At 38.2% G+C, this 13254-nt stretch carries 16 protein-coding genes and 1 tRNA gene; 13 read left to right on the forward strand and 4 right to left on the reverse strand.

The features are described from left to right. Positions 1-62 precede the first annotated feature (62 nt). Both carA and carB read left to right on the forward strand, forming a co-directional pair. A complete protein-coding gene (gene carA / locus HYV86_07055) occupies positions 63-1202 on the forward strand; it encodes a glutamine-hydrolyzing carbamoyl-phosphate synthase small subunit (GenBank protein ID MBI2573596.1) in 1140 nt (379 codons plus the stop codon). A 31-nt stretch (positions 1203-1233) separates the two neighbouring features. Continuing rightward, the gene (gene carB / locus HYV86_07060; protein ID MBI2573597.1) at positions 1234-4434 is read left to right on the forward strand and encodes a carbamoyl-phosphate synthase (glutamine-hydrolyzing) large subunit; all 3201 of its coding nucleotides are present in this window, start codon (positions 1234-1236) and stop codon (positions 4432-4434) included. A gap of 5 nt (positions 4435-4439) precedes the next feature. Here carB and HYV86_07065 read toward each other — a convergent pair whose 3' ends face one another. Further along, positions 4440-4808: a hypothetical protein gene (locus HYV86_07065; protein MBI2573598.1), complete on the reverse strand. Its 369-nt coding sequence runs from the start codon at positions 4806-4808 to the stop codon at positions 4440-4442. Positions 4809-4884: 76 nt separating this feature from the next. On the opposite strand from HYV86_07065, the gene HYV86_07070 reads away from it, so the two are divergent. The 5 genes from HYV86_07070 to HYV86_07090 all read left to right on the forward strand — a co-directional run bounded on the left by HYV86_07070 (position 4885) and on the right by HYV86_07090 (position 7453). After that, positions 4885-5631, forward strand: coding sequence for a TrmB family transcriptional regulator (locus HYV86_07070; protein MBI2573599.1), 747 nt, complete (start codon positions 4885-4887; stop codon positions 5629-5631). A gap of 150 nt (positions 5632-5781) precedes the next feature. After that, positions 5782-5919: a hypothetical protein gene (locus HYV86_07075; protein ID MBI2573600.1), complete on the forward strand. Its 138-nt coding sequence runs from the start codon at positions 5782-5784 to the stop codon at positions 5917-5919. Positions 5920-5991: 72 nt separating this feature from the next. Continuing rightward, positions 5992-6064, forward strand: a tRNA-Pro gene (locus HYV86_07080). A gap of 12 nt (positions 6065-6076) precedes the next feature. Next, positions 6077-6442 carry a hypothetical protein gene (locus tag HYV86_07085; GenBank protein ID MBI2573601.1) on the forward strand — a complete coding sequence of 122 codons (366 nt, stop codon included), beginning with the start codon at positions 6077-6079 and terminating at the stop codon, positions 6440-6442. An 84-nt stretch (positions 6443-6526) separates the two neighbouring features. After that, complete coding sequence (locus tag HYV86_07090; protein ID MBI2573602.1) at positions 6527-7453, forward strand: hypothetical protein; 927 nt, start codon at positions 6527-6529, stop codon at positions 7451-7453. A 6-nt stretch (positions 7454-7459) separates the two neighbouring features. Here HYV86_07090 and HYV86_07095 read toward each other — a convergent pair whose 3' ends face one another. Beyond that, positions 7460-7960: a metal-dependent hydrolase gene (locus HYV86_07095; protein MBI2573603.1), complete on the reverse strand. Its 501-nt coding sequence runs from the start codon at positions 7958-7960 to the stop codon at positions 7460-7462. Positions 7961-8178: 218 nt separating this feature from the next. Next, positions 8179-8607, reverse strand: coding sequence for a 23S rRNA (pseudouridine(1915)-N(3))-methyltransferase RlmH (locus HYV86_07100; GenBank protein ID MBI2573604.1), 429 nt, complete (start codon positions 8605-8607; stop codon positions 8179-8181). A 27-nt stretch (positions 8608-8634) separates the two neighbouring features. Here HYV86_07100 and HYV86_07105 point away from each other — a divergent pair, with 27 nt between their 5' ends. The 3 genes from HYV86_07105 (at position 8635) to HYV86_07115 (ending at position 10606) form a co-directional block, all read left to right on the forward strand. Continuing rightward, positions 8635-9105, forward strand: a complete 471-nt coding sequence (locus HYV86_07105) for a metal-dependent hydrolase (GenBank protein MBI2573605.1) — start codon at positions 8635-8637, stop codon at positions 9103-9105. 204 nt (positions 9106-9309) lie between these two features. Continuing rightward, positions 9310-9864 (forward strand): hypothetical protein, encoded by a 555-nt coding sequence (locus HYV86_07110; GenBank protein ID MBI2573606.1) that lies wholly within the window; start codon positions 9310-9312, stop codon positions 9862-9864. A 49-nt stretch (positions 9865-9913) separates the two neighbouring features. Further along, positions 9914-10606: a hypothetical protein gene (locus HYV86_07115; GenBank protein ID MBI2573607.1), complete on the forward strand. Its 693-nt coding sequence runs from the start codon at positions 9914-9916 to the stop codon at positions 10604-10606. Between the two features lie 23 nt (positions 10607-10629). Here HYV86_07115 and HYV86_07120 read toward each other — a convergent pair whose 3' ends face one another. Continuing rightward, entirely contained in the window at positions 10630-11172 is a 543-nt protein-coding gene (locus tag HYV86_07120) for an NUDIX domain-containing protein (GenBank protein ID MBI2573608.1), read from the reverse strand. A 152-nt stretch (positions 11173-11324) separates the two neighbouring features. On the opposite strand from HYV86_07120, the gene HYV86_07125 reads away from it, so the two are divergent. From HYV86_07125 to HYV86_07135, 3 genes are all read left to right on the forward strand, one after another. After that, positions 11325-11540, forward strand: a complete 216-nt coding sequence (locus tag HYV86_07125) for a hypothetical protein (GenBank protein ID MBI2573609.1) — start codon at positions 11325-11327, stop codon at positions 11538-11540. Next, positions 11503-12132: a metalloprotease gene (locus tag HYV86_07130; protein MBI2573610.1), complete on the forward strand. Its 630-nt coding sequence runs from the start codon at positions 11503-11505 to the stop codon at positions 12130-12132. Before HYV86_07125 ends, HYV86_07130 begins: the two co-directional genes overlap by 38 nt. A 471-nt stretch (positions 12133-12603) precedes the next feature. After that, positions 12604-13218, forward strand: a complete 615-nt coding sequence (locus tag HYV86_07135; GenBank protein ID MBI2573611.1) for a hypothetical protein — start codon at positions 12604-12606, stop codon at positions 13216-13218. The last annotated feature ends 36 nt before the right edge of the window (positions 13219-13254 follow it).

A 13254-nucleotide genomic window follows, 5' to 3' on the forward strand; every position in this document is an offset into this window, starting at 1 on the left:
TTTGCCCCTAGATCATAACAACACTACCTTTATATTATCACATCGTCCACTCTTATTTTTTGATGCAAGTCTATCCTAATGCTAAACTTATTCTTGAAGATGGGTCGTCATTTTCTGGCTATTCTTTCGGAGCTCCCGTCTCTCAAGATGGCGAAGTTGTCTTTACTACCGGTATGGTGGGCTATCCTGAATCACTTACGGATCCTTCATTTTGTGGTCAAATTCTCGTCTGCACATACCCTCTCATTGGCAATTATGGTGTTCCTGAAAATAAAACCCAAGACGGAATAAGTCTCACGTTTGAATCTAATAAAATTCAGGTACAAGGTCTTATTGTTGCCGAGTACTCCAATACCGCGTTTCACTACCAAGCATCCAAAACACTTCGACAATGGCTTTGTGAACAAAATGTTCCTGCAATAGGGGGTATCGACACCAGAGCTCTTACCAAAAAACTACGTGAAAAAGGGGTAATGCTTGGTCGAATACTCATTTCTACAGAAATATCACCATTTAAACAAGAAGAGCACCTGAACCAAAAACATTCAGTTTCTCCAAGTCTTCCTCCATTCCAAGATCCTAACCAACATAATCTTGTTGCACAAGTAAGTTGCACAAAACCAATTCTCTATCAACGTGGACAGACAAAAATCGTGATGATCGATTGTGGTGTTAAAAATAATATTATTCGGGAGTTTCTCAAACGAGACATCACCGTGATCAGAGTTCCATGGGATTATGATTTTACTCAAGAAAACTACGACGGTATCTTCATCTCCAATGGTCCGGGTGACCCAACCCAGTGTCACACAACGATTCATAACCTCCAAAAAGCTCTCACCCAAACAAAACCTATTTTTGGTATTTGTCTGGGGTCGCAAATTATGGCCCTCGCCGCGGGAGCCAAAACGTATAAACTCAAATACGGACATCGTGGTCAGAATCAACCTTGTCTTGACACAACAACAAATCGTTGCTACATCACCTCGCAAAATCATGGCTACGCTGTTGATGAAAACACACTCTCTACCGACTGGGAACCATTCTTAACAAATGCTAATGATGGCAGTAACGAGGGCATACGCCATAAAACAAAGCCCTTCTTTGCTGTTCAGTTTCATCCAGAAGCAGCTCCTGGACCAACAGATACACAATTCTACTTTGACGAATTTATTGAGATGATTCAGAAGGTGAAGAAATAAAATGAATAACTCAATGAATAAAACTCATAAAATGCCTTCTGCGCAACGAAACTCTTCCATTCGTAAAGTTCTTCTGCTTGGTTCAGGTGGATTAAAAATTGGACAAGCAGGCGAATTTGATTACTCAGGTTCTCAAGCAATTAAAGCTCTTAAAGAGGAAGGTATTGAAGTCATTTTAATCAATCCCAATATTGCTACCATTCAAACCAGTCAGGGCATGGCAGACAAAACGTACTTTCTTCCTCTCACAATCGAGTTCATTGAAGAAGTAATCAAGAAAGAACGACCCGACTCACTGCTCCTCTCATTTGGTGGTCAAACAGCACTCAACTGCGGGGTTGAACTCTACACCAAAGGAATTCTCGAAAAATATCATGTTACAGTATTGGGAACACCCGTTGAAACAATTATGGTAACAGAAGACCGTGATCTTTTTGTAAAGAAACTCAATGAGATCGGTGTTAAAAGTCCACGTAGTCTTGCTGTCTCATCCGTTGATACTGCAATTCTTGCAGCCCAAAACATTGGTTATCCTGTAATGGTGCGCGCAGCCTACGCACTAGGAGGCATGGGGTCTGGTATCTGTCGTAATGAAGATGAGCTTATAACTCGTTGCCAAAATTCATTTGCCCAAAGTCCTCAAGTGCTCATAGAAGAATGGCTTGGTGGCTGGAAAGAAATCGAATATGAAGTAGTTCGTGACAATGCAAACAATTGCATCACTGTTTGCAATATGGAAAATCTAGATCCGTTAGGGATTCATACGGGAGAAAGTATTGTTGTAGCCCCCTCTCAAACTCTTACCAATACAGAGTATCATCTGTTGCGTGAAGTCGCATTAAAAGTAATTCGTCATCTTGGTATCGTGGGTGAATGTAATATTCAATATGCCCTTGATCCCTATTCACAACAATACCGTGTCATTGAAGTTAATGCCCGCTTAAGTAGAAGTTCTGCGCTTGCCTCAAAAGCGACCGGCTATCCCCTAGCCTATGTTGCAGCAAAATTAGCTATAGGGTACACTCTCCCACAAATCACGAATCGTATTACACAAAAAACACAATCTTGTTTTGAACCTGCGTTGGATTATATCGTTGTTAAAATTCCCCGTTGGGATCTGCAAAAGTTTGAGAACGTCGATACCCGTATTGGAACTGAAATGAAATCTGTCGGCGAGGTTATGGCCATTGGTCGTTCTTTTCCCGAGGCACTGCAAAAAGCGCTGCGCATGTTAGGAACAGGATTAGAAGGTATCGTTGCCAATTCATATTCCACTTCCAATATTCTCGTTGAACTAGAAAACCCTACTGATAAACGCATCCTTGCTGTAGCTCAAGCATTAGAAGAAGGATGGGGTATCGAACGTGTACATGAACTAACCAAAATTGATTGTTGGTTTTTAGAAAAAATACACTCAATAGTTTCGATCAAAAAAAATCTTACGTTTTCATATCCTCTCAATAGCGATTTTTCCGAGATTCTCTTAGAAGCAAAACGTCATGGTTTTTCCGATACACAAATTGCCACAATTTTGGGATTAACACCACTGGTAGTTCGAACACTTCGTAAATCGTATAATATTCTTCCTGTTGTTAAACAAATAGATACTCTTGCTGCCGAATTTCCGTCATCAACAAACTACCTTTATTGCACCTATAATGGTTCTGAGAATGATGTTACCGCTTCCTCTAAAGGAATAATCGTGCTTGGGGGTGGTTCTTATCGTATTGGCAGTAGTGTTGAATTTGATTGGTGTTGCGTCAATGCTGTTAATACTGCGCGAACATTGGGGCATACTACCATCATGATAAATTGTAATCCAGAAACGGTGAGCACGGATTACGATGTCTGTGACAAGTTATATTTTGAAGAATTAAATTTTGAACGCGTACTTGACATTTACGAATTCGAACATCCTGATGGGATTATTATTAGTATGGGCGGACAAATTCCTAATAACCTTGCTCTCCCATTATATCAAGCTAATTGTCAAATTCTCGGAACTGCTCCTGTTAATATAGATCGAGCTGAAGATCGTCACAAATTTTCATCTCTTCTTGATAAATTAGGTATTGATCAACCTGCGTGGAAAGAGTTAACCACAATTACTCAAGCAATAGATTTTGCTCGTAGCGTTAAATACCCAGTATTGATTCGTCCTAGTTATGTATTAAGTGGTGCTGCCATGAAAGTAGTCTGGGATGATGCCTCTTTAGAAAAATATCTCACCTTTGCTACCCAACTAAGTCCAGATCATCCCGTGGTGATGAGTAAATTCATTGAAAATGCAAAAGAGATTGAAGTAGATGCAGTTGCTCAAAATGGAAGCGTAGTAATTTATGCCATTAGTGAACACATTGAAAATGCGGGTGTTCATTCTGGGGATGCCACACTGGTTCTTCCTGCCCAACGACTCTATGTTGAAACGATTCGCCGTATCAAAAAAATTATGAAAACGATTGCGCAAGAATTAAACATCACGGGTCCATTAAACATTCAATTTTTAGCGCATCGCAACCACGTCAAAGTAATAGAATGTAATGTTCGAGCATCGCGTAGTTTTCCATTCTGTTCTAAAGTGTTCAAACAAAATTTAATTGAGTATGCTACAAAAGTAATTTTAGGATATCCCGTGGACACACTCGAAAAATCACTTTTCGATCTCGATTATGTTGGTGTTAAAGCAGCGCAATTTAGTTTTTCAAGACTTAAAGGCGCAGATCCCGTTCTGGGAGTAGAAATGGCATCAACAGGAGAGACTGGTTGTATTGGTCCTGAATTAAGTGATGCATTTCTCAAAGCATTTATGAGTGTTGGATTTCGTATTCCTAAATCTTCCGTTTTTCTTTCTACCGGTCCTATTGAGAGTAAAGCCGAATTTCTTGAAAGTGCAAAAATGCTAGTAATAATGGGCTACGAACTGTATGCGAGTATTGGTACAGCAACATTTCTTCAAGAGAATGATCTTCCTGTAACTCTACTCCATTGGCCTACACAAGAAACGCAGCCCAACCTTCTCACCTACCTTGAACAAAAGAAAATTGATCTCATTATTAATATCCCTAAGAACAATCAACAAAAAGAGATAACGAATGGGTATCAGGTGCGACGACTTGCTACTGATCTCAACATTCCCTTGATTACAGATATTAAAATCGCGCGACAGATGGTTCTAGCTCTTGCGTATTATAAGACGCATGGACTGGATGTCAAAGCGTGGGAAGAGTATTGAATTTTTTAAAATTGATTCAGTCTTCGGTATTCTTCTCTTACTTGGTTTGCAAAATCTGCGGGACATGTAGCTTTAGTTAATTCAAAGAGGTGCGGCATAAACTCAAATCGGTTTCCATATACTTCTCTATAAGATCTTAATCCGGTCTGTAAATCAGAGGGTATTGTTCCCACATTACTCACGTAATTCCCCTCAATTGTTGCTTGGTCTGTATGATGATAGGTTGTAAGGTACTCATTAACGTTCATCGTATCCGGAAGTAAATCTGCAAGAAATCCAGCAAAATGGTATAGGTGTACAAATTGATGTGGTAAGCGTTGCTCTAAAGTTCTTAGTCTCATTTTTACGTCTCTTGTTTGAATTGATTGGTTCATGTTTCCCTCCGATTCGTTACTCAATCGTTGCGAAAGAGGTACTTTTAAATATTAGTTACTCCTGAAAGAAGGAGTAATGGAGAGATTAAAAGAATTAGGGTTAACTCAATACGAAATTGACATCTACAAAACACTCCTTAGTGAGGGTACTTTGATGGGTTCAAAGATTCATAAAATCAGTAAGGTTCCTCATGGTAAAACCTACGAATCGCTTGTTAAATTAGAAGAGAAAGGTCTGGTTATTGTTACTAAATGTAAACCAAAAGAATACACTGCCGTCAATCCTAAAACCGCTATTCAAAACTTAGTGAGATCACAAGTTGACTACTTACAAGACGTCAAAGAATCATCCATTCATGAACTTGAGAAACTGCGTAGCATTCGACCACTAAAAGAAGAAATGAGGGAGAAGATAAAGATTGGTGCTGGCAAGAAGTCTATTTTTCCTATAGTGTTGGATATGTATGAAACAGCAAAGAAGGAGGTGAAAGAAATTTTTACCTACGAAGTAAGACCATTTGCCCATATTCGAGTTGTAAATGAGGCTCTTAAGAGAGGGGTTAGAGTAAGGTTCTTGATTTCAAAGAAGCCTCAAGACTTAAAGCAACTTAAGGAAGATATAAGAGCAGGAATAGAGATTCGTTATTTTCCGATCGATGAATTACGTTTTGTCATTAAAGACGAGCAAGAATCTATCGAAACTTTAGTGAACCCTCGAGAGCGAAATGATCGCGTAAGTATTTACATTCAAAGTCCGGCATTATCAAAAGCGTTGAGTTCATATTTCGAAGAGATTTGGAAGAAAGCAGAAGTGCTGTCATAATTTTATATCTCCAAACAAATTTTGTCCAAAACCTGAAAAGAATATTGAGGATCATTGATTATCTTATTTTGGGATGTCTGTGTTTATAGCAAAGTTTATCATGAACAAAACATTCTTTCACCGTATTTTTCCATTAAAGAGGTTACTACTATGGGTGTTTCAAAAATAAGATTACCAAATGGATCTGCAATCTTTATCTGCGACAAATGCAAACAGGAACATCGCTTATACAGTCTTGCTGAGCTGTGTTGTGGCGAAGTATATGATCGCGAATCGTCAGTTCAATGAGTCATTAGTTTGTATTAAGAAAAACGAAAACATTTATCAATAAATTCTCTAAAAAATCCCTGCTAGATTTATGGGGCCGTAGTCTAGCTTGGTAGGATTTGCCCTTGGGGTGGGTAAGACCGGAGTTCGAATCTTCGCGGCCCCATTCCCCTTTACTATGAACAAAACCAAAATCAATCTTCTTGCAGCTGCAGGACTAGCTGGAACACTCATGGGGCTTTATGATCTCGTAGCAGTAACTTCAGTAAATCGTTCTCGACGCTATGATGCCATTCTTGCAGCCGATCGTTCTCTTCCAACTCTAGATCTTTCGTTTCATGTCACTCAAGATCCGCGTTGTGATAGTGATAAACAAAATAACGTAGATTCTCTACGTGCAAAAAGATCTTATGAAGTAAGTGTTGGCGGAAATTTTTACGCCATTTTTTGCATCGAAGAAATTTTAGCGAATGATGAAGCACCTTGGACTTTTACCAGAATAGGAGAAAAACTATCTTTGGGATACGAAGCGAGAAAATTATAACCTTAAACTCATTAATACTCTTTAAACATCTGTTATTAACTTTTAAGTAATAAATTTATAAAATAATCCTCGTTCTTCTCTCTTATGAATAAGCGTAAAATTGCTTTAGGTATGGTTGGATTAGGACTAGTTAGTGCATATAACTATCTTAACGATCAACCTATGCAACGTGCTCAGTCCAAAACAATTGGCGAACGTTACATCATTGCAGATCTTCATGCGCATCCTGCTCAAAATCAACCTGAATCAGATCTTGAGCAGATGCTACGAGCTCCGGGACTTGTTGCATTAACCGTACGAAAAGGAGTAGAAGATGCAACATTCAGCTATGAAGAAGCTGTTGCAAAGTTTAAAGATATTTCAGACTTTCAAGAAATTGAATCTGATCAACTTGCACGTCTAGGCGAAGGCTATTTTTTACGTTCACAGGAAATTGAAGTTGGTCCAAACGGTCAACATCATCTCGTCGTCTGGGGCTGGCAAGGAGAATATTTCGATTCAAAGAAATATACTACTGTTGATGAAACTATTCGTGATCTTCATTCACATGGTGCGTTTATTACGTTTGCTCATCCCTATTCCATTCAACAAGATTCTATCGTTGCGTTCAGACTACCAAATTCGCAAGCAGAAGAGGACGAAATTGATCGCATCTGCACATTGGTTGACGCTGTTGAAGTTCACAATGCCCATAATGTAAGACTCTACGTTCCATTGCTCATTGATAATATGCATGAAGCAAATGAACGCGCAGCAAAATTACAAATGAGTCATTGTCATGGAAAACGTGATCCTAACATTCCACTAATCCGTCTTGCAGGATCTGATGCGCATAATCTTGCAGAACAAGTAGGAATTGTCGGAGCAGGTATCCCTCAATCAATTCTGTTAAGTACCAGCTATCTTCAAGATCATCTTAAAGCAAATCCTTTTCCACAAGTTGTTGGCTCTCCAGAAAAAGGACCTTACGTGAGCAGATTTAGTTTTGTTAACGGAATATTTCTTCCCTAAAATTTTCTAAAACCATTCTCTGATCTTATGTTTAAACTGTTCATGCAACAGCCACAATACAAGTAGAATTGCGTCGATGTCAGGAGCATGAGGGTATAAATCCCATCCTCCGGTTGTAACAACGTGCATACCAAATGGCCATGCCCACGCTTTGAGTTCTGCTGGTTTAAAGAAAATATCAATGAGAATATGTGAAAGCCACCCAAACGACACGACACACGCAACCTGCATCCACCGCTGCTTTTTCAAATAGTAAAATACTAAACCTAACACTGCAAAAACTAACGGCCAGATAAAGCTGTGACTAAAACTACCATGAAAATCCACCTGTGAGCCAGTTATCCCTTCTACAATCCAACTCAAGACAATATCAGCGTCAGGTGCAAGACCTGCCAACCCTCCTATTAACACAACCCAGCTAGGAAACTTTTTGACACCAAAAAAATAATGTTGAAGAATCGAGAGAACAATCAACGGAACCAGAATATGTGTTACTGCATATGCCATAAAGAAAGATGCTTCTTTCCACTCTTAAAAGCTTTTTGTCCTGCCAAAATGGCCAAACTATATACTCTTTATTCCATAGTTATATATACTCCATCGCCTTTCTAAAAGTATTCCTAGAGATTTATCTATACTCTTTAGGGAGAGTCACAATTAAGAAAAATATAATTGAGTAGATTCACCGTGGCTCTCGAAGAATGTTATAGATAAATCAACTTTTTTTAGTCTTTATGGTACGGTTCATTGTTCATAATAGTGAATGCTCGATATAACTGTTCCACAAAGATGAGTCGAACAAGTTGAGTGGGAAATGTCATCAAAGAAAGAGAAACCTTATCTTGACATTGGCTCAAAACATCTTTAGGGATGCCTTCGGCAGGACCTATCACAAACGTAAGGTCTTTGTGATTCATCGTTAACCGTTGGATTTTTTTAGAGAAGTCAGGTGAAGTATATTGCGTACCATGTTCATCCAACGCGATGACATACCCTTGCAATACGCCTACCTTCTCTACTTCTTTATATTCGATCTTAGTATATTTTTCTAACCGTCCAACAAATTCTGCTATACCTTCTTTGACAAATGACTGACGGGTTTTTCCTACAGCAACAATACGAATCATAATTTCATAAGGGATTTCGCAATACATAAATATTCCCTTTTCTTCACTTTATTCATGTATCCTTGGTCACATTTCCTCTTTCCTTTCGTAATAGGGTTAATTCTTACCAAAACGGACCATTTCACACTTCCTCTTGCGTTACTGGCAGGAATCATTGGCGCACTCGTTGATCTCGATCATTATATTGAACATATTGTCTATGCCAAAACCAATCGCTTCTCTCTCAAAGCGACTTGGAATAATTCCATCAAACTGCACAGATTCGAACAACGTAGTTTCATTCATTATTCTCTTGGCGCGTTGTGGATTAGTCTCTTCTTATTGGTATTATCCCGAATCAATCTTATGGTTGCAGCTGCGTTGGCATTAGGGTATTACTCTCACTTACTTCTCGATCTTCCTCATTTTGAAAGCGCCAAGAAGCTCAAAATCAAACTCTTTCATCTCTATTTGCAGGAACCATTAGTAGAAATTTTGTTTGATGTTGTGTTAGTGGGTATTGTTTTTACTAATCTACTTCTCTAAGAAAAAACATGGACCTGGCGAGACTTTCGAGCTAGCTTCATACAAAGCCAATCAGTCGAACTCGCGTCACACCGCTGCCAGCGGTGTATAATAGCCGTTATACAACAGGCCCATAATTTTATCCAACCCTGTTTCCTTTAAAAATCTTCACCCAATATTGTCTGTTTTGGAAACCTTAATAATCTCTAAAAATCTCCCTAATCCATGAAAGAGGTTGTCCGTAAAGAAGCACTCACTAATCTTGATCAACTTATTGTATTTCTACGTACTTGGCCAAATGTTAACATTGAAGTGCTCAAAGCACTAAGTGATAAAGGTATTGAAAATGTTGCTTTATACAAAAATTTAGATATTATCTCTATTACTGTTCTTACCTATTCACTCTACAAGCTTATTCCCTCAATAAATTCTCAAGAAATAATAACTAATCTCATCATCGAATTAGAAAAAGCTCGTAATGCTTTAGCAAAACGTGATCTTCCAAAATATAACTTGCCCATGAAAAAAGCGTTCACTTTAGTTCAAAGTGTTCATGGTGAGGTTCGTGAACATCTTCAAGATGTGTTAGCTGCCGCCCGTATCAAAAAAGGTACTGCATTGCTTGAACACGGTCTCTCCATTGGGCAAGCCGCAGGATTGATGGGTCTTTCTAACTGGGATCTTCAAGAATACGCAGCAAAAACCACTGCATTAGGAATTCATGTCACCATTCCGGTTGAAAAACGACTTAAGAATGCGTTTAAACTCTTCAACCTGTAACCAATCTTTAAAGAAAACAAGTACAATTAGGATAATGTAGGTAATACCCATGAAAGAAAAAGTTATTTTTTTTGACACAGGACCAATTATCTCATTAATTACCTCACGGATGAGTTTTATTCTCCCTGAAATTAAAAAACAATATAATGGTCGTTTCTATATCACACCGGCGGTCAAATTAGAACTCATCGATCGCCCCCTTACCATGAATCGCTACAAATTTGAAGCACTCCAAGTCCTCAAATTACTTCGCGACGGAGTGTTAGAATTATACGAAGATGTACCTAAACCCACAGTACGAAAACTCATTACTCTTGCGAACACTTCTTTTTACGCTGAAGGTAAATCCCTTGATGTGTTACAAGAAGGAGAAATAGAATCCGTGGCGTGTGCTCTTAAAATAAATGCTGACGCAGTCATTGTTGATGAGAGGGCATTACGTTGGTTTATTGAAGATAGTAAAGGTTTGCAAGGACTATTCTCCTCACGATTTAAGAAACCAATCACCACCAATGAAGCAAATATCCAAGAATTCTCAACTTCCCTCAAAGACATCTCTATCTTTCGTTCTATTGAGTTAGTTTGTGTTGCCTACAAATTAGGTTCATTTAAAGACTACAAACCTGATCTGCGTAATCCTAATTCGGTGTTACTTGATGCGTTGCTTTGGACTATAAAATCAAATGGCTGCGCAGTAAGTGAAGAAGAACTTGAAGATATGAAAAGATATCTTCTTAATTAATTTTTAACAATTCTGCTTATTTATCAACAATCTAACTTAAATCGCTTCTGTAATTCTTTAAGTTGGGTTTTAGTCAATTCAAAGTCTTCAATAAATGGCTTACAAAGAATCCCTGGCTGTTCTTGTATGGTTTTTTCAATTTCCTCCAAAGTCATCATTTTCACTCCTGCAGATTCTTCATTGAAAGTAAAAGGGCCATCATGGACTCCATGGAAAATACCTGTGAGAAATTCGAGCGGAAGACCTTCATCGATGGGGATTACTGTCTTTCGTTTATTCAAAAGGGTAAGAATAGTCTCAACTCCAACTTCTTCCAATAATTCTCGTTGTGCTGCTTGTTCGTATGTCTCTCCCGCCATGACATTTCCACATGCTCCAAGATCATACTTTAATGGTTCAATTTTCTTATGTGCTGCTCGTTGCACCAAAACAAATTTCCCTGCTGTAGTTTGTAAATGCACCACAACATTACGGCTTAAGAATCGTTTCACAGTCTTATTGCTCTTTAAATCACGACCAATCACTTCGTCGTTGTCGTTAACAATGTCAAGCCATTCCTCTTGCATATCCTAAAAATTTGAAGTAGTATTTTTAAAATATCTGCAATCAGACTATCTATATTCTATCTTAACAAAAAGAACATCAACGATCTCATTTAAGCTTATTTCTCTCTAAAATCTCCATTATCTTTTTAAAATACCTTCTTCTTAACCTCTCTATGAAACATTGTCTTATCTGTGACGCACAAGCAAAGTATAAGATTAAAGACACCTCTGATTATTATTGTGTGGATTGCGCGCAAGAGAATTTTTCCGATATTGACATGTTAGTAGTAGTTGAAGAAGAAGCGCAACGCCTCAATAGATTTATTAAAGAAAAGCTCGATCTAGACCAAGATGATTTCACTACACAAGATCAAGACCAGCAAGACTGAACTTATTGATATTACCAAAGCATTGCTTGCTGTTGCCGTCACCTTTGCAGTATTACGTGCAGGTGTTAATCTCTTTAATCCTGGCTCGTTTCCTATTCTCGCAACAGCTGATTTCTGGCTTGTTTTTGTCGTAAGCATCTTCACCGCAGGAATTGGTTTTTTGCTTCATGAATTAGCGCACAAAGTTGTTGCGCAACGCTATGGGTGTGTTGCAGAATTTCGTTCATTTGATCAAATGCTCTTACTCGCATTAGGTCTTGCTCTCTTAATAGGATTCACATTCATCGCTCCAGGCGCAGTGATGATTGCGGGCAATATTACTCGTAAAGAAAATGGTATTGTGAGTATGGCAGGTCCGATGACTAACTATATTTTGGGTTTAATGTTTTTAGGTCTTATCTTCATTTTTCCCGCTGCAGGACTCATATTCGCTATCGGTTTTCAAATCAACATGTGGTTGGGACTTTTCAACATGATTCCTTTTGGTAACTTTGATGGTATCAAAATTTTCTATTGGAGCAAAATAGTGTGGACATTAATGGTTGCATTTGGCATCTTTTTCGTATTCTTTTTTGGTCGTCCTTTAGGATAAGTTCATTTTCGTCTTTTTCTAGTTTATCTTAATTCTCCATCGGAAGAAGAGGTCTATCTCTATTTTTATTGTTAAATGCACTCAACGATTTGTTCGGGAAAAGAGGTTAATTTACATTTTTAGAATGCTTTGTCCTCTACAAGAAAGCAAGTCTTTATATAGTAGTTATCACATATTTATAAATCAAGTATTATTTTTTTGTCTGAAAAAAAGAGATGTGATAGGTGATAACAGTGAAGCAACACGTTTTTCAAGAGGTAAAGAAGTTTAAAATCCAGCGTTGTTGCAAGAGTTGTAATGCTCGTATTGTCGTAGAAAACGCCAATCGGTATTATTGCAGCAATTGTCGTGGATACTAAGAAAGTCCGGGATTAGTTTAACAGTATCTCGGTTTTTTTCTTTTTTTTCCGCTATTCGACCTTTGTCTTTAAACAATATTTATTTATACTCTATCCTTCTTATCTAACATCTATGTTAGAGTTTAAAGTAGTGCTGGCAATCATTGCTACAATAATTGGTATTATTAGTTATACCCTGTATTATCGTGGTATATTTGGGGGTAAAACGAAGCCTCATGCGTTTTCTTGGTTTGTCTGGGCACTTCTTTCTGGAATTGCATTTGCAGCGCAATTAGCAAAAAACGCAGGTCCTGGTGCTTGGGTAACTGGTTTTACTGCATTAGTTTGCTTGAGTATTGCAATAGTTGCCATATTCAAAGGTAAGCATCATTTTCCCTTTTCTGATTGGTTCTGTCTCATTTCTTCATTTATCGCAATTGGTCTTTGGAGGTACACTAGTGATCCCACTGCTTCTATTATTCTCATTACAATCACTGACGTCATTGCATTTATTCCTACCCTTCGTAAGGATTATTACACTCCTTCTCAAGAAACAATTAGCACTTTTGCGCTTAATGCCTTAAAATGGTCATTTGCGTTGTTTGCATTAGATAATTTTGCACTTGCCAATTGGCTTTATATTGTCGCTATGATAGTCATGAACTGTATCCTTGTCACGATGGTGCTGTTGCGGCGAAATCAACATCATTCACGAAAACCAAAACATCATCTTCATTTTCGAATTTAGGGTCATTTTGATGGGGTAAATTCTCTCACCAATTTT

Source organism: Candidatus Woesearchaeota archaeon (genome assembly GCA_016188115.1).
Lineage (GTDB): Archaea > Nanobdellota > Nanobdellia > Woesearchaeales > GW2011-AR9 > JACPIK01.

Excerpts from the sequence above, each read along its gene's own strand:
- carA (MBI2573596.1), top strand. The coding sequence starts at position 63 with ATGCAAGTCTATCCTAATGCTAAACTTATTCTTGAAGATGGGTCGTCA.
- carB (MBI2573597.1), top strand. The coding sequence starts at position 1,234 with ATGCCTTCTGCGCAACGAAACTCTTCCATTCGTAAAGTTCTTCTGCTT.
- HYV86_07065 (MBI2573598.1), bottom strand. The coding sequence starts at position 4,808 with ATGAACCAATCAATTCAAACAAGAGACGTAAAAATGAGACTAAGAACT.
- HYV86_07070 (MBI2573599.1), top strand. The coding sequence starts at position 4,885 with ATGGAGAGATTAAAAGAATTAGGGTTAACTCAATACGAAATTGACATC.
- HYV86_07075 (MBI2573600.1), top strand. The coding sequence starts at position 5,782 with ATGGGTGTTTCAAAAATAAGATTACCAAATGGATCTGCAATCTTTATC.
- HYV86_07085 (MBI2573601.1), top strand. The coding sequence starts at position 6,077 with ATGAACAAAACCAAAATCAATCTTCTTGCAGCTGCAGGACTAGCTGGA.
- HYV86_07090 (MBI2573602.1), top strand. The coding sequence starts at position 6,527 with ATGAATAAGCGTAAAATTGCTTTAGGTATGGTTGGATTAGGACTAGTT.
- HYV86_07095 (MBI2573603.1), bottom strand. The coding sequence starts at position 7,960 with ATGGCATATGCAGTAACACATATTCTGGTTCCGTTGATTGTTCTCTCG.
- HYV86_07100 (MBI2573604.1), bottom strand. The coding sequence starts at position 8,607 with ATGTATTGCGAAATCCCTTATGAAATTATGATTCGTATTGTTGCTGTA.
- HYV86_07105 (MBI2573605.1), top strand. The coding sequence starts at position 8,635 with ATGTATCCTTGGTCACATTTCCTCTTTCCTTTCGTAATAGGGTTAATT.
- HYV86_07110 (MBI2573606.1), top strand. The coding sequence starts at position 9,310 with ATGAAAGAGGTTGTCCGTAAAGAAGCACTCACTAATCTTGATCAACTT.
- HYV86_07115 (MBI2573607.1), top strand. The coding sequence starts at position 9,914 with ATGAAAGAAAAAGTTATTTTTTTTGACACAGGACCAATTATCTCATTA.
- HYV86_07120 (MBI2573608.1), bottom strand. The coding sequence starts at position 11,172 with ATGCAAGAGGAATGGCTTGACATTGTTAACGACAACGACGAAGTGATT.
- HYV86_07125 (MBI2573609.1), top strand. The coding sequence starts at position 11,325 with ATGAAACATTGTCTTATCTGTGACGCACAAGCAAAGTATAAGATTAAA.
- HYV86_07130 (MBI2573610.1), top strand. The coding sequence starts at position 11,503 with ATGATTTCACTACACAAGATCAAGACCAGCAAGACTGAACTTATTGAT.
- HYV86_07135 (MBI2573611.1), top strand. The coding sequence starts at position 12,604 with ATGTTAGAGTTTAAAGTAGTGCTGGCAATCATTGCTACAATAATTGGT.